24 protein-coding genes and 1 pseudogene are annotated in these 25,040 nt (G+C 62.4%); 13 read left to right on the top strand and 12 right to left on the bottom strand.

What is annotated here, in order from left to right; genetic code table 11:
- Positions 1-102: 102 nt before the first annotated feature.
- Positions 103-972, top strand: coding sequence for a helix-turn-helix domain-containing protein (locus X750_RS151720; RefSeq protein ID WP_023730312.1), 870 nt, complete (start codon positions 103-105; stop codon positions 970-972).
- Positions 973-1,130: 158 nt separating this feature from the next.
- Here the strand turns inward: X750_RS151720 and X750_RS151725 are convergent, their stop codons facing one another.
- From X750_RS151725 to X750_RS151745, 5 genes are all read right to left on the bottom strand, one after another.
- Entirely contained in the window at positions 1,131-2,519 is a 1,389-nt protein-coding gene (locus X750_RS151725; protein ID WP_023747421.1) for an ATP-binding protein, read from the bottom strand.
- Positions 2,520-2,575: 56 nt separating this feature from the next.
- Complete coding sequence (locus X750_RS151730; protein ID WP_023740151.1) at positions 2,576-3,247, bottom strand: winged helix-turn-helix domain-containing protein; 672 nt, start codon at positions 3,245-3,247, stop codon at positions 2,576-2,578.
- Between the two features lie 120 nt (positions 3,248-3,367).
- Positions 3,368-3,988, bottom strand: a complete 621-nt coding sequence (locus X750_RS151735) for a cytochrome b (RefSeq protein ID WP_245261217.1) — start codon at positions 3,986-3,988, stop codon at positions 3,368-3,370.
- Positions 3,989-4,789: a membrane protein gene (locus X750_RS151740; protein WP_031196754.1), complete on the bottom strand. Its 801-nt coding sequence runs from the start codon at positions 4,787-4,789 to the stop codon at positions 3,989-3,991. It abuts the gene before it with no gap.
- Between the two features lie 65 nt (positions 4,790-4,854).
- A complete protein-coding gene (locus X750_RS151745; protein WP_023706785.1) occupies positions 4,855-5,112 on the bottom strand; it encodes a hypothetical protein in 258 nt (85 codons plus the stop codon).
- Between the two features lie 229 nt (positions 5,113-5,341).
- Between X750_RS151745 and X750_RS151750 the strand changes: the two genes are divergently transcribed.
- Positions 5,342-5,974, top strand: a complete 633-nt coding sequence (locus X750_RS151750) for an isoprenylcysteine carboxylmethyltransferase family protein (protein WP_023685059.1) — start codon at positions 5,342-5,344, stop codon at positions 5,972-5,974.
- Here X750_RS151750 and X750_RS151755 read toward each other — a convergent pair.
- On the bottom strand, positions 5,968-6,183 hold the full coding sequence (locus X750_RS151755; RefSeq protein WP_023672157.1) for a hypothetical protein: 216 nt from the start codon (positions 6,181-6,183) through the stop codon (positions 5,968-5,970). The two genes, X750_RS151750 and X750_RS151755, sit on opposite strands and share 7 nt — an antisense overlap.
- Complete coding sequence (locus X750_RS151760; protein WP_023706786.1) at positions 6,180-6,935, bottom strand: COG4280 domain-containing protein; 756 nt, start codon at positions 6,933-6,935, stop codon at positions 6,180-6,182. Before X750_RS151760 ends, X750_RS151755 begins: the two co-directional genes overlap by 4 nt.
- A 68-nt stretch (positions 6,936-7,003) precedes the next feature.
- On the opposite strand from X750_RS151760, the pseudogene X750_RS1000000166850 reads away from it, so the two are divergent.
- Both X750_RS1000000166850 and X750_RS151765 read left to right on the top strand, forming a co-directional pair.
- Positions 7,004-7,181 (top strand): annotated as a pseudogene (locus X750_RS1000000166850) (ABC transporter permease); the annotation flags it as partial.
- Between the two features lie 90 nt (positions 7,182-7,271).
- The gene (locus tag X750_RS151765) at positions 7,272-8,273 is read left to right on the top strand and encodes a LacI family DNA-binding transcriptional regulator (RefSeq protein WP_023692902.1); all 1,002 of its coding nucleotides are present in this window, start codon (positions 7,272-7,274) and stop codon (positions 8,271-8,273) included.
- Between the two features lie 6 nt (positions 8,274-8,279).
- Here the strand turns inward: X750_RS151765 and X750_RS151770 are convergent, their stop codons facing one another.
- Both X750_RS151770 and rocF read right to left on the bottom strand, forming a co-directional pair.
- On the bottom strand, positions 8,280-9,341 hold the full coding sequence (locus tag X750_RS151770; RefSeq protein WP_023692901.1) for an ornithine cyclodeaminase: 1,062 nt from the start codon (positions 9,339-9,341) through the stop codon (positions 8,280-8,282).
- On the bottom strand, positions 9,338-10,273 hold the full coding sequence (rocF, locus tag X750_RS151775) for an arginase (RefSeq protein WP_023747420.1): 936 nt from the start codon (positions 10,271-10,273) through the stop codon (positions 9,338-9,340). Before rocF ends, X750_RS151770 begins: the two co-directional genes overlap by 4 nt.
- A 146-nt stretch (positions 10,274-10,419) precedes the next feature.
- Between rocF and X750_RS151780 the strand changes: the two genes are divergently transcribed.
- The 4 genes from X750_RS151780 to X750_RS151800 all read left to right on the top strand — a co-directional run bounded on the left by X750_RS151780 (position 10,420) and on the right by X750_RS151800 (position 15,056).
- On the top strand, positions 10,420-10,860 hold the full coding sequence (locus X750_RS151780; protein WP_023685065.1) for an Lrp/AsnC family transcriptional regulator: 441 nt from the start codon (positions 10,420-10,422) through the stop codon (positions 10,858-10,860).
- A 590-nt stretch (positions 10,861-11,450) separates the two neighbouring features.
- Positions 11,451-12,665, top strand: coding sequence for a glycosyltransferase family protein (locus X750_RS151790; protein ID WP_023672150.1), 1,215 nt, complete (start codon positions 11,451-11,453; stop codon positions 12,663-12,665).
- Position 12,666: 1 nt separating this feature from the next.
- Positions 12,667-13,911, top strand: coding sequence for a glycosyltransferase (locus X750_RS151795; protein ID WP_023692899.1), 1,245 nt, complete (start codon positions 12,667-12,669; stop codon positions 13,909-13,911).
- Positions 13,908-15,056 (top strand): glycosyltransferase family protein, encoded by a 1,149-nt coding sequence (locus X750_RS151800; protein WP_023747419.1) that lies wholly within the window; start codon positions 13,908-13,910, stop codon positions 15,054-15,056. Before X750_RS151795 ends, X750_RS151800 begins: the two co-directional genes overlap by 4 nt.
- On the opposite strand, the gene X750_RS151805 is transcribed toward X750_RS151800, so the two are convergent.
- Positions 15,034-15,705 carry a class I SAM-dependent methyltransferase gene (locus X750_RS151805; protein ID WP_081731340.1) on the bottom strand — a complete coding sequence of 224 codons (672 nt, stop codon included), beginning with the start codon at positions 15,703-15,705 and terminating at the stop codon, positions 15,034-15,036. The two genes, X750_RS151800 and X750_RS151805, sit on opposite strands and share 23 nt — an antisense overlap.
- 266 nt (positions 15,706-15,971) lie before the next feature.
- On the opposite strand from X750_RS151805, the gene X750_RS151810 reads away from it, so the two are divergent.
- From X750_RS151810 to X750_RS151820, 3 genes are all read left to right on the top strand, one after another.
- On the top strand, positions 15,972-18,686 hold the full coding sequence (locus X750_RS151810) for an ABC transporter ATP-binding protein (RefSeq protein WP_023706793.1): 2,715 nt from the start codon (positions 15,972-15,974) through the stop codon (positions 18,684-18,686).
- Positions 18,687-18,720: 34 nt separating this feature from the next.
- Complete coding sequence (locus X750_RS151815; protein WP_023672144.1) at positions 18,721-19,188, top strand: cyclic nucleotide-binding domain-containing protein; 468 nt, start codon at positions 18,721-18,723, stop codon at positions 19,186-19,188.
- Between the two features lie 111 nt (positions 19,189-19,299).
- Positions 19,300-20,151, top strand: a complete 852-nt coding sequence (locus X750_RS151820; RefSeq protein ID WP_023747417.1) for an MBL fold metallo-hydrolase — start codon at positions 19,300-19,302, stop codon at positions 20,149-20,151.
- A gap of 1 nt (position 20,152) precedes the next feature.
- Here X750_RS151820 and X750_RS151825 read toward each other — a convergent pair whose 3' ends face one another.
- Together X750_RS151825 and X750_RS151830 are read right to left on the bottom strand one after the other, a co-directional pair.
- Positions 20,153-20,911, bottom strand: a complete 759-nt coding sequence (locus X750_RS151825; protein ID WP_023747416.1) for a polysaccharide deacetylase family protein — start codon at positions 20,909-20,911, stop codon at positions 20,153-20,155.
- Positions 20,908-21,996: a glycosyltransferase family 4 protein gene (locus tag X750_RS151830; protein ID WP_023747415.1), complete on the bottom strand. Its 1,089-nt coding sequence runs from the start codon at positions 21,994-21,996 to the stop codon at positions 20,908-20,910. The genes X750_RS151825 and X750_RS151830 overlap by 4 nt, the downstream gene beginning before the upstream one ends.
- A gap of 74 nt (positions 21,997-22,070) precedes the next feature.
- Between X750_RS151830 and X750_RS151835 the strand changes: the two genes are divergently transcribed.
- The gene (locus X750_RS151835; RefSeq protein ID WP_031197356.1) at positions 22,071-23,249 is read left to right on the top strand and encodes a DUF3095 domain-containing protein; all 1,179 of its coding nucleotides are present in this window, start codon (positions 22,071-22,073) and stop codon (positions 23,247-23,249) included.
- A gap of 303 nt (positions 23,250-23,552) precedes the next feature.
- Positions 23,553-24,893, top strand: a complete 1,341-nt coding sequence (locus X750_RS151840) for an adenylate/guanylate cyclase domain-containing protein (protein WP_023672139.1) — start codon at positions 23,553-23,555, stop codon at positions 24,891-24,893.
- The last annotated feature ends 147 nt before the right edge of the window (positions 24,894-25,040 follow it).

Raw genomic sequence — 25,040 nt, 5'->3', positions numbered from 1 at the left:
ATCCTCCCATTTCATTTGCTCTCTCTTCGAGAGCATGGCTAGACTAGGCGGCGCGGAAGGCTTGTCCCTGACAACGGGAATAAAAGATGGGCGGAAAGTAAGATGCCGGAACGGCCGTTTTACCAGCCTGGCGCCAGCAGCGTCGAAGGCCTGCCGATGGCTTTGCAGATGTTTCACAACCATCCGCTGGTGATGCTGAAGCCGCACTGGCATGCCCAGGTCGAGGTCAATTTCATCGTCCGCGGCAGCGTGCATTACCGCATGAACGAGCACGAGATCTCGCTGTCGGCCGGCGACATGTGCCTGTTCTGGGGCGGGCTGCCGCACCAGATGGACGATCTCTCCGACGACGCCATCTATGCCGGCGCGCATCTGCCGCTGGTGCATTTCTTCCGCCTGCATCTGCCGACGGATGTCCGCCACCGGCTGATGACCGGCGCCACGCTGGTGACATCGGCGACCGACCAGGCCGACCATCACAATTTCGAACGCTGGAACCGCTATTTCCGCTCGGGCGATCCGGCGATAACCGAGCACGCCGTGAACGAGCTGCTGCTGCGGTTGGAGCGGGTGCGCTTCGAGCCCTACCGGCTGGTGCCGGAAACCGCCATCGGCCAGGAACCCGGCGGCCCGTTCGACCAGCAATCGCTGCGCAATGTCGGGCGCATGTGCGACTTCATCGCCGAGAATTTCCTCTACGACATAGACTGCGTCGACATTGCCGCTGCCGCCGACATCCACCCCAAATACGCCATGAGCATTTTCAAGAAATCGACCGGCATGACGCTCAACGAATATATGAATCTGCTGCGGCTGAGCTACGCGCAGGCGCTGCTGATGCATGAAGACGCCAATGTGCTGCGCGTCGCCATGGATTCAGGCTTTGGCTCGCTCAGCGCCTTCAACAAATCCTTCCGCAAGCTGGCAGGGATGTCGCCCTCGGATTTTCGCCGGGGTGCGGTGGGCCGATAGGTTCAACGGTCATCTTGATCAACCCGCAGCCGTTCCGGGTGGAAACACGTGCAAGGCTAATCGCGACCGCCTTTGTCGGATGCGATCATCAACTTGGAGAAAGTTGTCAGCGACTTCGCGTTTGATGAGCGCCTGGGGTCGACCTGGCTCTGGCGTTGTCATTTCAAGCCGGGACCGGTGCCCTCCGCCCGAGGAAACCCGACAATTACCGCCAGCCCAGGCCGGCGATCCTCCAGCGCAATCGTTGCACCATGCAGGTCGGCGATGGCCCGCACCAGGCTGAGGCCAAGGCCGCTGCCGGGCGTGGTGCGGCTGGAGTCCAGCCGGTACAGCCGCTGGAACACTTTTTCGCGCTCCTGCGCCGGGATGCCGAGGCCGTTGTCGGCGACCTCAGCCACGATGCGGTCGTCCTGCCGCGTCACCGATATCTGGATCGCCGTGCCATCAGGGCAATGCCGCAGCGCGTTTTCCACGAGATTGGCAAACAATTGCGTCAGCAGGTCGCGGTCGCCGTGGACCAGGCATGGGGTGCCGTGGACGATCGTGGCCGACAGCGACTTGCCGTCATCCTCGGCGACACCGGCATAGATTTCGGCGATGGCATCGATGACGCCGTTGAGGTCGAGATCGACAAAGCGCGCCTTGCGGGCGCCGGCCTCGATCTGGGCAATACGCAACAGCGCATCGAAAGTCTCGTTGATCTGCAGGCTTTCCCCACGTGCCTCCGCCAGCTCATCGGCAACGGCCTCACCCCGCGCGGTCCTGTCGGCCGCAGCTTCCAAAATCATCTGCAGCCGGTTGAGCGGCGTCTTCAGATCATGCGCGATGTCGGCGCTGACCTGGCGCATGCCGTCCACCAGCGCCGCCAGCCGCTCCAGCGCGGCGTTGACCTGGCGCGAGACGCCGTCAATGTCGTCGCCATTGCCGAGCAGTGGAATGCGGGCGTCGAGCCGGCCGTTGGAGACATCGTCCATGGTGGCGGCTATGCCGTCGAGGCGGCGCTGCACGCGCGACGCCAGCAGGGCGCCGCCGGCCACCCCAAGGCCGGAAATGATCAGGGTGGCCCAACCGAAGCTCATCAGCACGATGTTTTCCAACTCCCTTATCTCAGACAGCGAGAAGGCGACGGTCAGGCTGTTCGGCCCGACCGAACCGGACCAGGCGCGGTACATGGTGCCGGGCGTCACATCGGGCAGGGACGCTGCAAAATCCGAAAAGCCATCGGGAAGGTCGGCGGCGGTGAAATTCCCGGCCAGGCGATTGCCGGCGGGATCGGTGAGCGAGAACAGCTGTTCCTTGCTCGGGCTGAGCGCGGCGTGGCTGTCGACTGCCGAAACCAGATCCTCCCGGTCGTTTCCGGCATAGGTCACCGCCACGACCGAATAGGTCTCCTTGACCGACTGGTCGAGCTGCTCGGCAAGATCCGCGCTCATCAGCTGGTAGACGATGGCGCCTGACAGGATGAAGGCGAGCACGAACAGCAAGGCGAAGGTCAGGGCCAGCCGAAACGGCGTGCTGCGCAGCAGGCGAGAGCCTGTCTCAGTCATAGTGCGTTTCAGTCATGGCAAGCTTCAGTCATGGCAAGTTTCTGTCATGCCGCGCCTCAGTCGTGAACACTGTAGCCAGTGTTGCGCACGGTGTGGATCAACGTGGTTTCGAACGGCCTGTCGATCTTGGCGCGCAGCCGGCTGATATGGGTTTCGACGACGCTGGTCTTGGGGTCGAAGTGAAAATCCCAGACCCGTTCCAGAAGCATGGTGCGGGTGATGACGCGGCCCTCGCCGCGCATCAGCACTTCGAGCAGGCTGAATTCGCGCGGCTGCAGGTCGATCGCCTGGCCCTGCCTGGTGACGCGGCGCTGGATCAGGTCCATTTCGAGGTCTGCGATGCGCAGCGTCGTCTTCAGCTCCTGCACCGCAGGGCGACGGCCGAGCGCGTTGATGCGGGCGAGCAGTTCGGAAAAGGCGAATGGCTTGACGAGATAGTCGTCGCCGCCGGCCTCGAGCCCTTCAACCCTGTCGTCGACGCCGCCGACCGAGGTCAGAAAGATCGCCGGCGTGCGCACGCCCGCCGCCCGCACCGCCTTGATCATCGACAGGCCGTCGAGGCCGGGCAGCATGCGGTCGACGACGATCACGTCATAGGCGTCGCGTGTCGCGGCAAACAGCGCGTCATGCCCGTCGCGCAGCAGATCGCAGACATGCCCGGCTTCGCTCAGGCCCTTGACGACATAGTCTGCGGTCCTGGGGTCATCCTCAACAAGGAGAAGTCGCATCTCTGTTCCGGTCTGTTGCCGAGGCTTTGCCAGAGCGGCATGCTAGCACCGGCGGCGGTCCGTTCCTAGAATATCCGCCGGCGCCTGGTCGCTCGTGGTCGTTGCACATGTCCATAAGTGTCATCCGACCGGATCGCGCGCAGGGACAAGCATCCTGCGCAGCACGGCGTCTTTCAGAATAAAATGATGGAAGAGTGCCGCACCGGCATGAATGCAGATCAGAACGATGAATACCGGCTTTGCCCAAGTATGGACATCGCCCATCCAGCTCCAAACATAAAAGGCCAGAAGCCCGGAAACAGGAGCGGCAACGAGAAGGCCATAGAACAGCGCATGCGTTGTGCGTGAGGCGAAAGCCATCCATTTCGGCATTGTGGATTGCGGCTTGGGCGCACCGATGAAGAGGCGGACGGCCAGTCGCACGAACACCAGCAACAGGATCGCCAGGCCTACCCAGTAATGGGCGGACCCCATGGTCTGCCCGTAGGACGACAGTTGGCGTCTGTCCGCTGCCGCATCGACATAGATTGTCATGTTTTCGCCGAACAGGAGCTGGAACAGGACAAGCGCCGCTATCATCCAATGCAGGCTAATTTGGAGGCCGCTATAACCGGATTTCCTGGAGTTCATTCTTCCGTCCATGAGGTGAGCGCGATAGCTGCCCAGGGCGACCCACGGCAGGGATCCATTGACGTTTTGGCGCGTTCTCGTCGCGTCAAGCGGGCGTGCAGGTGCTTGCATCTACTCCGATTCAAGCAGGATTTTGTCGGCCTCGCCGGTGCCCTTCTTCAGACTCATATAGAGAACGAGGGCGACGATGCAGCCCAGGAAGATCATGCTGGTGAAGGTGGTGCCGAAGCCGAGGCCGCCATATTCGACCGGCTGCGACAGCAGGTCGCCGAACGAGGCGCCAAGCGGCCGCGTCAGGATGTAGGCCAGCCAGAAGGCGAGGATGGCGTCGAGGCCGAAGGCGAAATAGCCGAGGGCGATGAAGACGATGACCGCGCCGAACAAGAAGCCAGTCGTGAGATAGCCAATGTCGAACGTCTCGGCGACAAGGTCGCCGGCCGCGGTGCCGAGCGAAAAGGTGAACAGGATCGCCAGCCAGTAGAAGATCTCGCGCCTGGTGGTGACGATCGTATGGATGGAGAGCGTTCTTTCGCTGGCGTACCAGACCGCGAATGTCGCGGCGAGCAAGACCGTGAAGGCAATCGTGGTGGTTTGCAGACGGACGCCGAAATTGTCGACCAGATTGTCGGTAATCAAGGTGCCGACGACGCTGATCAGCACCACCGCCAGCCAATAGGCCCATGGCACATAACGCTTCTGCGCGAATTGCAGCGCCAGCGCGACGACAAGGATGCCGGTCATGATCAGCGAGGTGACGGTCAGTCCGAAGCCAAGATTGACGGCCAGATAGTCGGCCGCCGTCTCGCCCATGGTGACCGCCAAAAGCTTGATCAGCCAGAATTCGACGGTGACATCAGGGACCCTGTTGGGTGATGCCAGTGCGGCGGGTGCAGTGCTTGCAGACAAGAGCATGATGGGATCCTTGTCGTTTCGGCGGGGACGGGCCTATTCCCCGGTACGTGCGGCGAGGCTTGGTCTTACTTCCCCATGATCTTCATGGCCTGAGCGAAGAAGTCGTCGGCGCGCTTGTCGTCGTCGGCATTGCAGCGCTCGACGCCTTTGGCCTCGAGATCGGATACTTTTGTCTTGTCCGCGGCGCTCAGCGCCGCCAAGGCTTCCGCCGCGCGCAGGTCCTTCAGAGCGTCTTCGCAAGGCGTCGCAGCGGAAGCGGCTGAAAAGACCGGGTTGGCGATGGCAATGGCGCAGAGCAAGAAAGCGAGGGTTAGCTTTTTCATGCTGGTGTTCCTGTCTTGCGCCGATATCCAGGCGGTGTTGAAACGATGTCCGGCAGGTCGGCCGGCATAAGGACTATGGGCAGGCGACCTCGCCGCAATCTGTCCGCCCGCTTACAAATTCGTAAGAATGGCTGAAATTCCTGCCGGTTGCCTCGCCATCGCCGCACGGAAGCGCTAGTGGGTGGCGAGACACCGGCGCTATGAGCCCTGCCGGAGAGCAGGAACTATGATGAGCTACGCTCCCCCCAAGCCGGCAGCGAAGGCGTTCGACCAGCACAAGCGCCTGCTCGTCATACAAGTGGCGGCAGCCCTCGCCGTCATGCTGTTGCTGTTCACCAAGCCCTTTCTCGTCGAAGGCTCGGACGGGCACGAATACATTGAGGCGCTGGGCATCGGCTTCGTGCTGGTCTGCTTCCTTGGCCGTCTGTGGAGCATTCTCTATGTCGGCGGCAGGAAGAACGACGAGCTGGTCACCATCGGCCCGTTCTCGATGAGCCGGAACCCGCTCTACTTCTTTTCCACGGTCGGCGCGGCGGGCGTCGGGTTGATGTACGGCTCGGTGCTGGTGGCGGCGGCGCTGGCTCTGGTGAGCTACCTGGTGTTCCGGGTGACGGCGCGCAAGGAAGCCGAGTTCCTGTTTGGAAAGTTCGGCCCCGCCTACAGCGTCTATGCCGAACGCACGCCGCCTTTCTGGCCGAACCCGCTGCTGTTTCACGATCAAGCCGAACGCCGGTTCTCGACAAAGGCGTTGCGGCGGACATTCACGGACGGGCTCTATTTCCTGGCGCTGTTCCCGGCCATCGAGACGATTGAGCAGTTGCGGATCAGCGGCATGCTGCCGGTGTTTTTCACCCTCTACTGACCGGAGCGCCGTGCCGCGCGGCGCACGCTGTAGAGCAGGATGACGAGGCAGCCGGGCAGAAGCAGGACGCCGCCGGCAAGCGGCGGCAACGCCAGCAGCTTCACTGCCGCGGCAATCGCCACGATCAACAGCAGCGCCAACGTCGCAAGGCTGCCGTCGTCGATGAACATGCCGACGAGCTCCTTTAGAATGAGGCGGACGACGTTCATCGAGCAACTCCTTGTGCAGCCTTGGGGTAGCTGGCGCGCAACCAGCGCACCATGGCGAAGCACGCGACGGCGATGATTGCGAAGATGGCCAGCAGCGCCAGATCGGCGCCCGGCCAGTCGGTGCCCAGGCCTTCGCCGGTCCAGAAAATGCCGAAGCTTGTCAACATCAGGCCGACGGCGAATTTGAGCGCGTTTTCCGGCACCCGCGTCAGCGGCCTGTGCACCGCAAGGCCGATGATCGTTACCAGGATGAAGGCCGCCAACGCGCCAAGGCTGGCATAGAAGGTCTGTGCATGCGCGGCGCCGACGGCAATGACGATGAACACCACCTCGACACCTTCGAGCAGCACCGCCTTGAAGGCCGCGAGCCCGGCCAGATAATCGGCGCGGCGGTCATTGGCCTGCTGCTGCAAAGCGGCGGTTTCCTTTGAAAAGGCGGCGTCCTCGTCATGCAGGGCGATGACGCCGACACTGCGCAAAATGGCCTTTCTCAACCAGCGCATGCCAAACAGGACCAGGAGCACGCCGACGACGAACTGCAGCACCGCAATGGGAATCAGCGCCAGCAGCGGTCCGAAGGCCAGCACCAGAGCCGCCAGCACCGCCAGCGCCAGCGCCGCGCCTGTCAGCGCTGGCCGCCAGCTGCGGGTGACGCCGACCGCCAGCACGATGGTGAAGGCCTCGACCACTTCGACGAAGGAGGCAAGGAACGAGGCGGTCACGGTGGAAAGTATGGGCGTCAGGCCGTTCATGAAGGTTTCCTGTCTGCGGGAATCACTAGCCTGAGAAGGATACAGCGCTCCGGCGGAAGGGAGAACGCGCCGGCATCGTCGCCATGGTCTATCTGTTGCGTCAACATCGGTGGCCCGGTCGCCGGCGTTCGCTACGAGCTGCTCGGCGTCGGCGACAATTTCAAGCCGATCGTGCTAGGCCTTGTCATTGTGCTCGCCGTCATTCTGGATGCCTATCGGGAAAAGCTGTTGAGGGTGATCCGATAAAGCGCGTCGCGCTTTTTGGTTTTTGTTTTATGGATGTCATTTTCCCAGATCCGCCGGACACTCCGGGCGACATGCACTAGGGGACAAGAAATGACGACGATTGCCGATGTCGCGCGCCATGCCGGAGTGTCGGTCGCAACCGTCTCGCATGTGATGAACCGCACGCGCCATGTCGAGCCTGAGACGGCCGAGCGCGTGCATTCGGCCATCGCCGCCTTGCGCTACAGCCCGAACACGCTGGCGCGCAGCCTGAGGCGCGGCGAGACCAAGACCATCGGCCTGCTGCTGCCGGACAATTCCAATCCGTTCTTCGCCGGCGTGGCACGCCAGATCGAGGATGCCGGCTTCCTTGCCGGCTATACGGTGATCCTGTGCAACTCCGACGGCAGCGCCGAGAAGGAGGAGCGCTACCTCCAGGTGCTGATGGCCAAGCAGATCGACGGGCTGATCTTTGCCGGCTCGTCCGATCATGCGCGGGTGTTCTCCAGCCTTCTGCCCGGCGTCCCGGCGGTGCTGATCGACCGCGAGATCCATTCGGTCAATGTCGATTCCGTGCTGGTCGATCACGATTATGGCGGCTATCTCGCCGGCCGCTATCTGGCCGGGCTCGGTCACGAGAAGATCGGCGTCATCGGCGGCCCGCGCGATTCCAGCTCCAGCCCCGCCCGCCTGCGCGGCTTCGCCAGGGCGCTGCAGGAAGCCGGCCTCGACCTGCCGCCGGCCTCGGTGGTGGATTCCGACTACCACTTCGCCGGCGGCCGCATGGCGATGGAGCGGCTGATGGCGCAGGCGCCGGGGATCACGGCGCTGTTTGCCTGTAACGATCTGATGGCCATGGGCGCGCTGACAGTGCTGCGCGGGCGCGGATTGCGGGTCCCCGGCGACATGTCGATGATCGGCTTCGACGACATACCCTATGCCGTCACCACCTGGCCGCCGCTGACGACGATCGCACAGCCGGTCGAGAAGATCGGCACGCGGGCGGTCAGCCTGCTGCTCGAGCGGGTTGCCGAGCCGGCGGCGCATTCGCGCCGCGAAGTGCTGACCCCGGTGCTCGTCGAACGGGAGAGCTGCGCGCCGTTGCGCGGCTGAAGCCCCTCAGGCGGCTGCCGGCTGCAGCGCTGCCCTGAGCAGCATGCCGAAGAGGTCGCGCGGCTCGTCGGGATCGGCGAGCAGGTCGAGCTCCTCGTAGAGGCCGGTGGCCTGAAGCTGGTCTCTGATATAGCGCAGTGCGGAAAAATCCTCGGTGGCGAAGCCGACGGAATCGAACAAGGTGATCTGTTCCGCCGTCTTGCGGCCTTCCGCCTTGCCGGTCATCACCTGCCACAACTCGGTCACCGGATGGTCGGCGTGGAGCTGCTGGATTTCGCCCTCGATGCGCGTCTGCGGCGAGAACTCGACGAAGATGTCGGAGCGCAAAAGGATGTCGCGGTGCAGTTCCGTCTTGCCGGGGCAGTCGCCGCCGACCGCGTTGATGTGCACGCCGGAACCGACCATGTTGTCGGTCAGAATGGTGGCGGACAGCTTGTCGGCGGTCACCGTGGTGATGATGTCGACTCCTTCCACAGCATCCTGGCCGGTGGCGCAGATGGTGATGTCAAAGCCTTTGCCGGCGAGGTTGCGGGCGCATTTTTCCGAAGCCGAGCGGTCGATGTCGTAGAGCCGCAGCCGGTCGATGCCGAGCAGCGCTTTGAAGGCGACAGCCTGGAATTCGGACTGGGCGCCATTTCCGATGATGGCCATCGAGCGCGCGCCTTTCGGCGCCAGATATTTGGCCGCGACAGCGGAGGTCGCCGCGGTGCGCAGCGCCGTCAGGATCGTCATTTCGGTGAGCAGCATCGGATAGCCGGAGCCGACATCGGCGAGCACGCCGAAGGCGGTGACGGTCTGGCGCCCCTCGCGCATGTTCTTGGGATGGCCGTTGACATATTTGAAGCCGTATAGCCGGCCGTCGCTGGTCGGCATCAGTTCGATGACGCCGTCATGGCTGTGCGAGGCGATGCGCGGCGTCTTGTCGAACAGCTCCCAGCGGCGAAAATCCTCCTCGATATAGGCGGCGAGTTCGGTGAGGAACCGCTCGACGCCGATGGTCAGGACCAGCTTCATCATGCGGTCGACGCTGACGAAGGGGACGATGGCAAGGCGGGAAGGCTGGGTCATGCAATGCTTCCGGAATGGCTGCGGGTCGGGCGGTCCATGATGCGCCGGCCCATCAGGCTGGCGGCGAGGTCGACAATCAGCGTGGCGGTGCGGCCGCGCTCGTCGAGGAACGGGTTGAGCTCGACCAGATCAAGGCTGGAGACCAGGCCGCTGTCGGACAGCATCTCCATCACCAGATGCGCCTCGCGAAAAGTGGCGCCGCCGGGCACGGTGGTGCCGACGGCCGGCGCGATGGAGGGGTCGAGGAAGTCGACGTCGAGGCTGACATGCAGCAGGCCGTTTTCCTTTTCGACGATGGCCAGGAAGGCGCGCAGCAAAGGTGCAACGCCGTGCTCGTCAATGGTGCGCATGTCGTGCACGGTAACCCCCGCTTCGCTCAGTGCCCGGCGCTCCGCCGGATCGACGCTGCGCAGGCCCATGACGCAGATGTGGGCAGGGTCGACGGCGACAGGCAGGTTCGGGAAATAACCGTTGAAGCCCGGCCGGCCGCTGGCATAGGCGAGCGGCACGCCGTGCAGATTGCCGCTGACGGTGGTATCGAGCGTGTGGAAATCGGGATGTGCGTCGAGCCACAGCACGAAGAGCGGCCGGCCGCGTTCGGCGGCGCGGCGGGCTATGCCCGACACCGTGCCGGCCGATATCGCGTGGTCGCCGCCAAGGAAGATCGGCATGGCGTCTCGCGAAGCCGCATAGGCGGTCTCGGCAATTGCCGCCGTCCAGGCGGAAATCTCCGGCAGGGCCTTCAGCGCGAGATTGCCGTGGACGATTGCGCGCACGGCGGCCGGTTGCACCGCGCCCCAGTCCTCGACCTCGTGGCCGAGTTCCGACAGCACCGAGGCAAGCCCGGCCGTGCGCAGCGCGCTCGGCCCCATCTCGCATCCCATCCTGCCGGCGCCGTCCTGCACCGGCGCGCCAACGATCCTGCAGCGCATGGTTTTTGGTGTCCTTGCAAATTGATTGGGCAATTGATGCGTGGAATGAACCATCCTGGACCGGCAGTTTGAACAGGCGAAATTGGCATTTCGAGAAGAATGATTTATCAATTCGATAAGTCAGTTTGGTCAAAGTGGATAGAATCATGGACTTGCTCGACGAAAGGCTGGTCACGCTGCTCAGGCATGATGCCCGGCGCAGCATCTCCGATCTCGCGGTCGATCTGGGGGTGTCGCGCGCCACGGTCAGGGCGCGCATGGAGCGGCTGGAAAAAACGGGCGAGATCATCGGCTACACGGTGGTGCTGCGCGCCGACGCGGTCGACCAGCGGATACGCGGCGTGATGATGATCGAGATCGAGGGCCATGCCGCCGACCGCGTGGTCCGGGCGCTCGGCGGCCTCGCCGAGGTTTCGACCATTCACACCACCAATGGCCGGTGGGACCTGGTGGTCGAACTCGGAACGGCGTCGCTCACCGATTTCGACGCGGTGCTTAGGCGGATACGGCTCATCCCGGGGATAACCGGCAGCGAGACAAGTCTGCTGCTGGCAACGCCGAGGACGACAAGGGCAAGGTTGGCGTAGCCGTCCTTCCGGCCGGCGTGTTCACGCAAAGCTTTGTGACGGATCTGGCGAATGGGTCGCCTGGCTGACGAATCTCATTGGGGCCGCAGCTATCCTCCACATGACGGAGGAAGCCGGCATGACGCGAGATTGCACCAGCTTCAACGGTGCAAGGACCGGACGCTTGCCACAGGCCAAGGCTGATGGCAGGATAAAAGGCCGCAACGTGCGGCCTCTGGCGGCCGTTGTGTTTCGATGGATTATGAAGCATTTTCCCAAGGTGCGGGTTCTCCTCACAATGTGCGGCAGCCTCGTTTCGCCTTGGTCGCCCTTGATTTTTCGCAATGTGCGCTTTGCCTGCCTCAGGCCGCAGGGCATTTAATTCCACGGGGTCAAGCCTCATGACAGAGATTTGTGCTCGGGCCGTCTATCGTCGGCGAAGACAAGGCATGGCGCCACAATCAGCGCCCCTGGCATTCGTGACCTGGTGAAGAATGCCGTTGCGTACCTCTCGCCCCCATGTTTCAAAACAGGTCGATAGACCCGCGAGAATGGTTTCGAAGCCTGCGGGGTTGCCCACGGTCCGGCGAGAATTCTAAAAGACGTTCACAATGACACAGCACGCAAAAGACGCACGAATTCTCATGTACAGCCACGACACGTTCGGGCTCGGCCATTTGCAGCGTTGCCGAACGATCGCGCATTCGCTGGTCGGGGATTTCCGCGGACTTCAGGTGCTAATCATTTCGGGCGCCACCATCGCCGGCGCCTTCGACTACCGCGCCCGCGTCGACTTCGTGAAGATCCCCAGCGTCATCAAGCTGCGAAACGGCGAATACACCTCGCTGGAAAAGGACATCGATCTGCACGAGACGCTAAGGATGCGGCAGTCGATTATCCGCCACACGGCCGAGAGCTTCCGGCCGGATATCTTCATCGTCGACAAGGAACCGCTGGGGCTGCGCGGAGAGATTGAGGATACGCTGTCCTACCTCAAGACGCGGGGCACCACGCTCGTGCTTGGCCTGCGCGAGGTGATGGACGCGCCGCATTTGCTCGAAGCGGAGTGGGCACGCAGGGATGTGATGCGCAAGATCGGCCTGTTCTACGACAAGGTCTGGGTCTATGGCCCGCCGGATTTCTACGATCCGCTGACCGGCCTGGAGGTGCCGCCGGCGGTCAGGGCAAAGATGAAGTTCGTCGGTTTCCTGCAACGGAGCCTGCAGCAGAACCAGTTGCCCGGCCACCGGCCCGAGGGCGACTATATCCTGGTTACCACCGGTGGCGGCGGTGACGGCGCCGACCTGATCCACAACGTCATCGAGGCCTATCAGCAGGATCCGCGATTGCAGCACCGGGCGCTGATCGTGCTTGGGCCCTACATGCCGGCGCGCAAGCGCAACAAGCTGGTCCGGAAGGGGGCCAAGATCCCCTACGTCAAGATCATCGAATTCGACAACCGGATGGAAGAGCTGATTGCCGGCGCCAAGGCGGTGGTGGCGATGGGCGGTTACAACACCTATTGCGAGATACTGTCTTTCGACAAGCCGGCGCTGATCGTGCCGCGCGTCACGCCGCGCGAGGAACAGCTGATCCGGGCACGGCGCGCAGCCGAACTCGGCCTCATCGAGATGCTTTTGCCCGAGGAGGCCGAGGATGCCCAGCGGTTTGCCGATGCGCTGCAGGTTTTGCCGGGCCGGCCGCGCCCATCGCAGAGCAATGCGCATCTGACGCTGGAAGGGCTGCCTCATATTTCCGAAATCGTCGCGGAACTGCTCGACCGGCGGGCCGGCCATCACCTTTCGGTCATTGAAGGCATGAACTGAGTTGCAACACCGCAAGATCGTCGTGGTTCTGAAGGGCTACCCGCGGCTGTCGGAAACCTTCATCGCGCAGGAGCTGCTCGGTCTGGAGCGTGCGGGGTTCGACCTGATACTTTTCGCGCTCAGGCGGCCGACCGACGCAAAACGTCATCCCGTGCATGACGAGATCAAGGCCCCCGTCCATTATCTGCCGGAATATCTGCACAGAGAGCCGCTGCGCGTGGTTCGATCGCTGTTTGCCTGTCTGCCGCGGCCTGGCTTCTGGCGCGCGCTCAGATCGCTCGCTGCCGATATCCGCCGCGACTTTACCCGCAATCGCGCGCGGCGCTTCGGGCAAGCGCTGGTGCTGGCGGCCGAATGGCCGCAAGACGCGGGATGGCTGCATGCCCATTTCGCGCACACGCCGGCATCGGTGACGCGCTATGCCAGCCAGCTTCGTGGCTTGCCCTGGAGCTGCTCAGCCCATGCCAAGGACATCTGGACGTCGGCGGACTGGGATCTGGCCGGCAAGCTTTCCTCGGCGCGCTGGACGGTCACGTGCACGAAAACCGGCTTCGACCATCTGAAAAAACTCGCCAACGGCAGTTCGTCCGTGCATCTGAGCTATCATGGGCTCGACCTTGACCGCTTCGGCAGTTTCGGCGAGGCGCGAAAACAGCGTGACGGCTCGGCGCCGGCCGAACCGGTCATGATCTTGAGTGTCGGACGCGCCGTTGAAAAGAAGGGCTATGATACGTTGCTGGAGGCTCTTGCCCTCTTGCCTGGCGATCTGGCGTGGTGTTTCGAGCATATCGGTGGCGGCGAGGAACTGAAACGGCTGAAGGCGCTGGCGCAAAGGCTCGGACTGGAGGGGCGCGTCTCCTGGAAAGGCGCGCTGGCGCAGGAGGAGGTGCTTGAGCACTACCGCAGCGCCGACATCTTCGCTTTGGCCTGCAGGATCACCGCGGATGGCGACCGGGACGGCCTGCCGAATGTTCTGGTGGAGGCGGCCAGCCAGCGGCTTGCCTGCGTGTCGACCGATATTTCCGGCGTGCCGGAGCTTTTATCGTCGGATGAAACCGGGCTGCTGATTCCCTCGGAAAACCCGACTGCCCTGGCACAGGCGCTGGAGCGCCTGATCCGCGATCCCGTCCTGCGCGTCCGCCTCGGCGACGCCGCGGAGCGGCGCGTGCGAAGCAATTTCGATCATGTGGCAGGCATTGGACAGCTCAAGGAACTGTTCGAGCGGGAGTGGCGGGCCGCCGAATGAAGCGGCTGCGCGCTTTCTTCTATGTTCAGCACCTGCTCGGCATCGGCCATCTCGCGCGCGCCAGCCGCATTGCGGCGGCTCTGGTCGATGACGGGTTCGACGTCACCGTCGTGACCGGCGGAGCGCCGATCGCGGGATTTCCGGGATCGGGTGTAAAATCCGTGACCCTGCCGCCTGTCACCTCCGGTGACGAAGGATTTTCCGGACTTGTCGACCTGCAGGGCAAAGCCATCGACGATGATTTTAAGAGGCGGCGCTCAGAGATGCTGCTGCAGGCTTTCCGGGATTACAGGCCCGACATCGTCATTATCGAGGCGTTTCCCTTTGGACGCCGGCAGATGCGTTTCGAACTCTTGCCACTGATCGAGGCCATCGAAGCGACATCGCCCAGACCGCTGCTGGCGGCGTCCGTCCGCGACATCCTTCAGGAGCGCGTGAAGCCGAGCCGAAACGAAGAAACGGTCGATCTCGTCAACAGGCATTTCGATCTTGTCATGGTCCATGGCGATCCGGCTTTCGCAACCATCGACAAGACATTTCCGCTGGCTGGGGCGATCAGGGCCGAGGTCGCCTACACCGGGCTCGTTGCCGCGCCGCCGGCGCAAGCGGCCTCAGAGCGCTTCGACGTTCTGGTGTCGGTTGGCGGCGGGGCGGCCGGAAAGAGCCTTGTCAGATCCACCGTCGCGGCGGCGCGAAATGCCGATAACGCCTGGACATGGTGTTTGATCACCGGCCCAAACCTGCCGAAGGACGAGTTTGACGCGATTTCACGCGATGCCTCCCCACGCCTGTCCATCTTCCGGTTCCGCGAGGATTTCGCCAGCCTGCTGACCGGCGCCCGCCTGTCGGTCTCGCAGGCGGGTTACAACACGGTCTGCGATGTCATGCGCGCGGGGTGTCGCTCGCTGCTCGTTCCATTTGCAGCCGGCGGGGAAACCGAGCAGACGCGTCGCGCCCTGATGCTCGAAGAGCTCGGTCTTGCAACGGTGCTGACGGAACAGGACCTGACGCCTGAAGGTCTGGCGCAAGCGATCGAGCAGGCGCTTGCGGGACCGCCGCCAGCCGCGCATCGCCTCGATCTGGAAGGGGCGCGGCGCTCGGCGCAAATCCTGTGCGAGCGCTTCAAACAGCTCCGATCAGCATGAAGCGTGTATAATTTTTTGTCGGCAATTCGCCGGAGAACCTGATCTGCCGCAGCGCCGCCATGGCTTCGAAGGCTGCAAGTGACGCCACGCAGTTGATGTGCGTCGGCTCGCTGAAATAATCGTTCGACTGCAGCAGCACGTTCGTACCCCGCGGAAGCAGGGCAAGCCAGGCGCTGAGATCGGCTATGTGTTCGCAGCTCGTATTGACCACCAGGTCAGGCCCGCCGGCGGCATAGTCGAGTGCGTACATATCTGCCGTCAGCGCTTGAAACCGCTCGCCGGCTTGCCGGTTGAGTGTCCGGGCGACCGCGCCGACTTCGGGATCGATGTCGATGCTGTCGATCGCCCCGATGTCGAAGCGGGCGTCATTGAAAAGCATCGCCGGCAATACGCCGTACCATCCACCCAGAACCCATATGCGCTCGAACCGGCCGCCGCAGCTTTCGAACAGCCTGTCGAGCGCCCACATCTTGCAGGCGACCTGCTTGTGGTTGAAGGCATTGGCGATATCGGCCTGCGGATGCTTGGCGATGACGCGCGCCAGCCCGGCCACGAGAGGGTGGTCGACATAGGCGGCAATTCCCCGCGTGAGGTCCAGGGCTTGCTCATGCCCACCCATGCCGGCATTGCGTGGTTGCGTGACATCCATCATATTCGTCTTCTATGTTGGGATTTCGGGCGACACAACGCAATCTTGCCTCTTGCAAGCCTGTTCGACTTGCGGACGCGACTGTGGCGCAAGCCGTTTCGCCATTGACCGGAGGAGGCCGATTGCATTTGTCCGGACCATCGGCGCCCATCCGTCTGGCGCGCAGCTGCCGCTTCGAACTGGTCGATGGCAGCGAAGACATGGCCGATACACCATTCGCCAGCAGGTGCCTTTACATTCTGCATCCTTCAAACTGACAATCGCATATGGAAACCAGCCTAGCCCGCTATATCTGGACGCACACCAGGAAGCAGCAGCTCTGGATATTGATGATCGTCGTGCTTTCGATGGTCCCGTATTTCATGTCGTTCGACCTGCCGAAGCTGATCGTCAACGGCCCGATCCAGGGCAAGGGGTTCGAGCAACCGGGCGCGACCCTGCCATTCATGAGGTTGCACTATAACCTGCCGTTCATCGGCGAGGTGCAGTTCTTCTCCGGTTTTCAGCTCGACCGCACGTCGACGCTGCTTGCGCTCAGCCTTGTTTTCCTCTTGCTGGTCGTCATCAACGGCTTGTTCAAGCTCTACATCAACACTTACAAGGGCCGGCTCGGCGAACGCATGCTGCGGCGTATTCGTTTCGATCTGGTCGATCGTGTGCTGCGGTTTCCGCCGGTTTACTTCAAGCGGGTGAAATCCGCCGAAGTGGCGACCATGGTGAAGGACGAGGTGGAGCCGCTGGGCGGCTTCATTGGCGATGCCTTCCTGCAGCCGGTGCTGCTCGGCGGCCAGGCGCTGACGGCCATGCTGTTCATCATGGTCCAGAACGTCTGGCTCGGAATGATAGCGGTCGTGATCGTGGCGATCCAGATCGTGCTTATCCCGCGAATGCGGCGGCGGCTGCTCGTGCTCGGGCGCCAGCGGCAGTTGACGGCGCGCGCGCTTTCAGGCCGGGTTGGCGAAATCGTCGACGGCATCGGCGCGGTTCACGTCCACGATACGTCGAACTACGAGCGCGCCGACATAGCAGCCCGGCTCGGGCTCATCTTCAAAATCCGCTTCGATCTTTACCAATGGAAATTCATGGTAAAGTTCCTCAACAATTTTCTCGCGCAGCTCACGCCCTTTCTGTTTTACATGATCGGTGGCTATCTGGTCATCCAGGGGAGGTTGGATGTCGGCCAGCTCGTGGCCGTGATCGGCGCTTACAAGGACTTGCCCGGACCGATGAAGGAACTGATCGACTGGGATCAGGACCGGCAGGATGTCCAGGTCAAATATCAGCAGGTCGTCGAACAGTTCACCGTCGAGAATATCATCGCGCCGGAAATCGGAGCACTGACGGTCGACGATCCCGATCCGATGACCAAGCCGCTGTCGGCGGTCAGCCTGTCGATAGCAGACGATGGCGGCGCAATGCTCCTCAATCGCATCTCGCTCGAGGTCAAGCCGGGTGAGACGGTGGCTCTGGTCAGCACCGCAACAGGGGGAGCGGAGGCGCTTGCGGAAGCCTTTGCGCGGCTGACCTGGCCGGACAGCGGAAGGATCGTTTCGGGCTCCGATGACTTGCTTGATCTCCCCGAAGCCGTGACCGGCCGGCGCATGTCCTACGCTTCGTCGGATGTTTTCCTGTTCCAGGCAAGCCTGCGCGACAATTTGCTCTACGGTTTGAAGCATGCGCCGCTGACATCGGTGACATATGACGGCGCAGCGGCGGACCAGCACCGTTGGAATATCGACGAGGCGCGCCGGTCGGGCAATCCGGATCTCGATATCCGCAGCGACTGGATCAACTATGCCTCCGCCGGCGCCACCGGCCCGCACGACCTCTTCGAAGCCGTGCGCCGGGTGCTCGACGCGGTTCTTCTGTCGCGCGACATTCTGGATCTTGGCTTGCGCTCTTCGGCCGACCTCAAGCGCCACACGAAGCTTGCCGAGCGGATCGTCGAATTGCGTGCGGCGCTGCGAACCCGGTTGGAGGAAGAAGGCCTGAGCGCGCTGGTGGTTCCTTTTGAACCGGGCGCCTACAACAAGGAAGCGACGATCGGCCAGAACCTGCTCTTCGGCGCCGCGGCCGGCCCCGAACTGGCTCACAAGGCACTGGCGTCCAATCCCTATTTTGCTTCCGTGCTGAAGCAAGCCGGCCTCGACCGCACGCTCTACGAAATGGGCATGGAGATCGCCGAACAGGCGATCGAGCTGTTTGCCGACCTGCCGCCCGAACACCAGTTCTTCCAGCAGCTCGCCTTCATGAGCGCCGAGGAGATACCCGCCTACGAAACCTTGCTGCAACGGCTCAAGAATCGCCCCTACGATGCGGTTTCGGAGAACGACCGCGCCATGATGGTCACCTTAAGCTTTGCCTATATCGAGCCCCGGCATCGCTTCGGCCTGTTGACCGACGAGCTGATGAGCAAGATCATCGCTGCACGCAACCAGTTCTATGAAAACCTGCCGGCCGAGCTGGAGAAAGCTGTCGAACGGTTTGATCCTGCCAAATACATCGCCGCGGCCACCGTCATGGACAACGTCCTGTTCGGGCGTGTCGGCAACAACCATCCCGACGCGCCGGACCGTATTCGCTCCATCGTCTATGATATTCTTGACGAACTGGGACTTTATGCCGAGCTTCTGGATGTCGGCCTGGACTTCAACGTCGGCGCCGCCGGCAGGCGGCTGACCGGCGGACAGCGACAGAAGCTCGATGTTGCCCGCGCCTTGCTCAAGCGTCCCGATTTCCTCATTCTCAATCGGCCGCTGTCGGCGCTCGACCAGCGCGTGCAGGACAAAGTGTTGCGGAATGTGCTCGACGAAGCCAGACGCGACGGCCATTCGCCGGCAATTGTGTGGGTGGTGACGAATCCGGCAATGGCGGCGATGTTCGATCGGGTTGTGGTCTTTGACTCAGGCCAATTGGTGGAAGACGGAACACACGAGACACTCTTGGCGGGAAACGGTATCTTCAAGGAACTTGTGTCATAGTCTGGCAAACGCGAATTCAGGAAGGTTTGCGACAATGCTGCTCAAGGATGAAGTTGGAATGCTGCAACGCGTTCCCTTGTTCTCTGGCATCGAGCCGACAAAGCTCAAGCTGCTCGCGTTCACGTCCGATCGCGTGAACTACAGTGCCGGCCAGATTCTTTTCCGGCAGGGCGACGAGGCAGACGCCGCCTATGTCATCCTTTCGGGCAGCGCGGATATTCTGGTCGATTCCGACAATGGGCCGATCAAAGTTGCCGAATTGCTGCCAAATTCGATCGTTGGCGAGATTGCCATATTGTGCAACAGCTCCCGTACTGCCACCGTCAAAGCGGCAAGTGAGCTGGAGGCCTTGAGAATCCGCAAGGACCATTTCCTGAGGCTTATGAAGGAGTTTCCCGAAATGACCATCGAGATATTGCGGGTTCTTGCCGATAGGCTAAGCAGTACGACCGCGGACCTGATCGACGCACGAACGGCCGAGAGCGATTCACAGTTGCACTGAAGCGGCGAGCCGCTCTGTTTCTTTGTTTTGATGCAGTTTCCGGAACCGTGTCACACCTTTCCTGGAACGACTCTGGCAGCAGTTGGTTGGCTACGATGGGCGAAAGGGTGCATGGACGACGATTTCTTCCTTGTCAGGTTTTGGGGCGTGCGCGGCAGCATTGCGGTGTCGGGGCCAGAATTTGCTCGCTATGGCGGCAACACGATCTGCATCGAGATGCAATGCGGCAAGCATACGCTTCTGTTCGACGCGGGCTCCGGCTTGCGGCCTGCCGGCAGGACGCTTCGGGCGGCGGGCGTCACCGATTTCGACCTGTTTTTCACCCATTGCCATTACGATCACATCATCGGGCTGCCGGCTTTCAAGCCTATTTATGAACGAGGCATCAAAGTTACGCTTTGGTCCGGGCATCTGGCTGGACGCATGACGACGCGGCAGATGGTCGATGAATTCATTCGGCCGCCATGGTTTCCGGTGACACTCGGTGTCTGCAAGGCGAGCCTCGACTGCCGCGATTTCGCATCCGGAGACCTGCTTCGGCCACGCGAAGGAGTTGTTGTACGAACCGGTAGTCTTACCCATCCGGGCGGCTGCATCGGCTACCGGGTCGAATGGGGGGGCCGCGTCGTGGCGGTCATCACAGACACCGAGCACGAGCCGGGCAAACTCGACCAGGCGGTGCTCGGCCTGATCAGAGATGCCGACCTCGTCATTTACGACTGCACCTACACCGAGGAGGAAATGGAGCGCTACCGCGGCAACGGGCACTCGACATGGCAACAGGGCGTCAAGCTCTGCGAGGCGGCCGGCGCGCGCGGGCTTGCGCTGTTTCACCACGATCCGGCACGCACCGACGATGAGCTGGACGAGATGGAGAAACTGGCCAAGGACAGGTTTGCCGGCGCTTTTGCGGCGCGGGATGGCCAGACGCTCACATTTCCAGTCTTGCACAAAAAGCGCTGAGCTATTTTCCGGCGCTGCGTTCGGTCAATGTGCTGATCGGAAGCCATGCGCAGGCTTCGGTCCGCGCGGTGATCGTGAACAGCCGTTCGAGGAAAAGCCATGCCGATTCATCATGGACGAGATGGTGGGTGAGCAGGCCGACCGGTTCGCCGCCGTCGAATGCACGCTGCAATTGCGCGACGATGGCCTGAACCAACAGACCATGATCGCGGCAGCCGCGCGTGCCATGCCAATCCATGATGTCGACATTGCTGTTGATGACCGCCAAGGAAGCCGGCCTTGGCGGCCCGAACACCGACAATGCCGCAAATCCTATCGATCCGAGGTCGGGTACCAGGCCGGCGTCGATCCGGTTCCAGGGCGGCACCAGCATCGGAACCGCACGTGCGCCGTGCAGGCCGGTTACACGCGACAGCCCGCCGGCCAGCTCATCCAGCACCACCTCGCGTGGCCGATGCGCGCCGAGCTCCTGCTTTTTTTGACCCTCGGGCGCATGATTTCGGTGCGCCCAGCCATGAATGGCGACCGTGGCATGCGGCGCGGCGTCAAGCCGGACGACAAGCTTCCCGTCGGTCCGGGCCGGAATGACGGCCAGAGTGACCGGAACCGCGAAGTCACCGGTGAGGTCGAGCAACCGATCGAGCGCCGGCGTCGGATCCACGGCGTCGTCGTCGCGCAGCCAGAACTCTGCCTTGCGGCCCCACCGTTGCCGATGCGCCAGCTCGTCCACCAGAGGCTGCCAAATCGGGTCGGACGTCATGACAACGGGATCATCTTGAGAAGTTCCGCCAGACGGGCCTTTGCAGCACCGAGAGAGCGTTCTTCGAGAACGAAACGTCTGGCCTCTGCAGCCATGATGGTTCTTTCGTCATTATTGGCCAGAAGCCTTGCGATGGCCGAAGCGAACGCCCCCACATCGCCCGGCGGGGTGAGAAACCCGGTCTGGCCATGCCGCACGACCTCCGGCACGCCGGCAATGTCCTGAGCCACCACCGGAAGGCCGGCGGCCTGTGCTTCAAGATAGGCAATGCCATAGGCCTCGCCGTAACCCGGCCAGACGTAGATTCCCCCGCGATAAAGGACATCCGGCACGGCGGCCGGCTCGATGGCGCCAAGCCATTCGATACGGTCGGCGGGCAAGCCGGCGAATTGCGCCTTTACCTCGTCACGGGCAGGTCCGTCCCCGACGACCGATAGCGTCCAGGGGAGATGGCCGATCAACCCGAGCGCCTGCGCCAGCATGCGATAGCTCAAGACCTTGTCGCCCGGGCGCATCATGGCGACGGTCACGAGGCGCGTCGGATAATCCAGTACCGGCATTTCGTGGAATGCCGATGTGTCGATGAAGGGTGAAAGCATACCGAGAGCGGCGTGGGGGACAGCATCCGCCAGCCCCTGGCGATCCCTTTGCGTGAAGCAGATGTTCAGCGCCGCCTGTTCGATGGCTCGCGCGACCAATGCCTGGCTATCGGCCCACGAACCGGCGTTGCGCCGTTCGGAATAGGAGGCTTCGGCCGTCACATAGGGGACGGCAAAGGCCAACGCCAGCTCGGGCCCGATCAGGTCGGGCGCCTTGTAGTAGGGATGATAGGAGAACCAGAGATCGGGCTTGCCGTCACGGTCCCAAAGCCTTGTCAGTCGCGCGGCTTCGTCCCGGGCCTCGATCATGAGCGCATCGAAACTTTTCCGTTCCGGCTGGCGTAGATAGAAGCGCAACTCCGATGCCAGTTCGACGCTATGCCCGCCATGCTGCAGCGCCTGGACCAGCATCCGTGCCATCTGGCGGTCGCCGGAGACAACGGGATGATTGGGCGACTTCAGCGGGGCGTAGAAGGCAATTCGCATCGCGCGATCCTATCATCGCAAAGCCTGCCCAAGTCAATTTCGAGGCATGATCGACTTCACCTTCAAGCGCTGGAATGTGCTATCTGATGCTTATGGAAACAGCAGTCGCGTCCGACCCGTTCGTCGCTTCTTTGCCGGTCTTCGCAAAGTTCGAAAGCGTTGCCGATGTCGATAACTATCGGCCTCTCCCCGATGGCTGGGCGCTGGCCACCGCCGACATCGTCGGCTCGACCAAGGCGATCGAAGCCGGGCGCTACAAAACCGTCAATATGGCCGGCGCCAGCGTCATTTCGGCGCTGCTCAACGCGCTGGGACGGCAAGATCTTCCCTTCGTCTTCGGCGGCGACGGCGCGCTCGTGGCGTTTCCCGGCTCGGCGCTGGAGATCGCCCGTAACGCGCTGGCTTCTGTCCAGAGATGGGTGGCGGACGAACTGGATCTGACCTTGCGTGCCGCAATCGTGCCGATAAAGGACATAAGAGCGCAAGGCCTCGACGTTCGCGTGGCGAGGTTCCAGGCCTCCGAAGCAGCCTTCTATGCCATGTTCGCCGGCGGCGGCGGCAGTTGGGCGGAAGCCGAAATGAAAGCCGGGCGCTACCGCATCGACCCCGCGCCGGCCGGCGCGCGGCCGGATCTGACCGGCCTCTCCTGCCGCTGGAACCCGATCGAAGCCCGGCATGGCGAAATTGTCTCGATCATAGCCGTGCCGGGGGCATCGCGCGACTTGCGTGGTTTCCAGTTTCTGGCTTCCGACATCATCGCCCTTGCCGGCAGGCAGGAGCGCGATGGCCACCCGGTGCCGGTGGACGGTCCGGCCTATAGTCTCTTGCCCGCCGGTCTCGATGTCGAGGCACGGGCCACGGCGCCGCCGGGGCGGCGGTGGCTGGCCAAGCTGTGGGTGATCTTCCTGATGACGCTTACGGCCGTCACCGACAAATTGGGCTGGACGATCGGCGGTTTCGACCCGAAGGTCTACAAACGCGAGGTGGCCAGCAATTCGGATTTCCGCAAGTTCGACGACGGCTTGAAGATGACCATCGACGTCGACGCGGATGTGTTGCAGCGGATCGAGAACCGGCTGAAACAAGCGGAAGAGGCCGGCATCTGCAACTATGGCCTGCACCGCCAGAAGTCGGCCTTGATGACATGCCTCGTCATCTCGCCGCTGCAGCGCGATCATGTTCACTTCATCGATGGCGCCGCCGGCGGCTATGCAATGGCTGCCGCAAGCCTGAAGGCGAAGGCGCCGGTCTGATGACGGCTTGGGGAATCGATTTTCCGCAATGCGCCGCGGCCATGGTTCTTGGGACCCGGCGAGCCCAACGGTGCCTGAGCCGACCAATTATTTGCGCGATGTCAGGATCGGGATTGCACTTCGCCGGCAGCCTCGCCACATAGTGTTGCAGGTGATTTGTGCGGTCGACGTCTGCTTGCTTCCTGCAAGGACAGTCATTCGGGATATTCTTCGCCGGCTTCTGCCCCCGAAGCCGGCTTCATTGACTTCGAGAATTTTGCGGATCAAAGGAGATGGCTCGTCTTCGACGGGTTTCGAGATAGCATGAGCACAGCGCAAGCAGAAATTTCCAACATTCTCATGGATAAGGTTGCCGATTGGCTGACCCAATCGGCGCTGGCGGGCGACGACCTGGAAACATTGGTCAAGGGTTTTTGTGAACGGCTGGCTGCTGCCGGCCTGCCGCTGAAGCGGGTGCATTTGAGCTTTTCGATGCTGCATCCGCTTTATGACGCGCTCGGTTTCACCTGGATTCGCGGCCAAGGCCTGGAAGTGGAAGGCTTCCGGAGTGAGAACGGCGTCCATTCCGACAGATTCCTAACCAGCCCATACTACCATCTGCTCAGCAACAAGCTCGACCATCTGCGGCGCCGGCTCGACCCGTCGGTGCGGTCGGAGTTTCCTGTTTTCGATGAGCTCAGGCTTATGGGCGTCACCGATTACATGGCTTTCGTCCATCCCTTCAATGGCGATACAAGTCAGGGCATGTTGGGGTCCTGGTCCACCGACAGTGCTTCAGGCTTCAGCGACAGCATGATTTCGGCGCTGCTGCGGATCCAGAACCATCTCGCCATAGCAAGCAAGATGGCGGTGCTCACCAAGCTCGCCGACAACATGATGACCACGTATCTCGGCGGTGACGCCGGCAGGCGCGTGCTGGACGGCCAGATCAAGCGCGGCGAGGGCGACACAATCCGGGCCGCGCTGGTGATGGGCGATATGCGCGGGTCGACAAGGCTCGCCGAAACCTCCGGCCGCGAAGTCTATATCGATACGCTGAACCAGTTTTTCGATGCCATCGCAGCACCATTCAATCGCAAAGGCGGGCAGATCATGAGTTTCCTGGGGGATGGATTCATTGCCGTCTACCCCTGCGAAAGGCACCGCGCGCAGTCAGAGATCGCCTGCCAGGCTGCTCTTGCGGCTGCGCACAAGGCCAGCATGCGCATGATGGAGCTCAATCTGCGCAGAAAAGAGCAAGGACTGGGCGACATAAAATTTGGTATCGGCCTGCATGTCGGCAATGTGATGTTCGGCAATGTCGGGCTTACCGACCGACTCACATTCTCGGTCTTCGGCTCGGCTGTAAACGAGGTCCAGCGTCTCCAGACCCTGACCAAGAAATATCCGCACAGCGTTCTCGCCAGCAAGGACTTCGCCGGCTATTGCGGGGCCAACAGTTGGCTGACGCTCGGCGAGGAGGAACTGGCGGGCAGCAAGCAGAAGCTGACGGTGCTTTCACCCGATCTGTCGGGTGCTCTCGCACTCGATGAAGACGCTGCGCTGCAGCCGTTTCACGATCGGATATCGGACGCCGAGCAGGTCATGCTGCTTCATCGCGATGCCGCGCGGCTGTCGGCGGGCGACCGGAGGAAGCTCCAGTAGTCACCACCATCCGATCTGGACGCCCTGGTATGCTGTCCGGCCGCCGGTCGCCGGGGAATTCGTTTCGAATCCAAGTTGCTCTGCGCTGACAATGCGCTAGTCTTGCTTTTTGGGGCCGGTCGGGAGGCGCCAGATTGGGGCTGGTGT

The sequence above is a fragment of the Mesorhizobium sp. LNJC391B00 genome, assembly GCF_000502535.1.
Taxonomy (GTDB): domain Bacteria; phylum Pseudomonadota; class Alphaproteobacteria; order Rhizobiales; family Rhizobiaceae; genus Mesorhizobium.
Note: the sequence above shows the minus strand (reverse complement) of the source record. Positions and strands in the feature narration are given on the sequence as shown.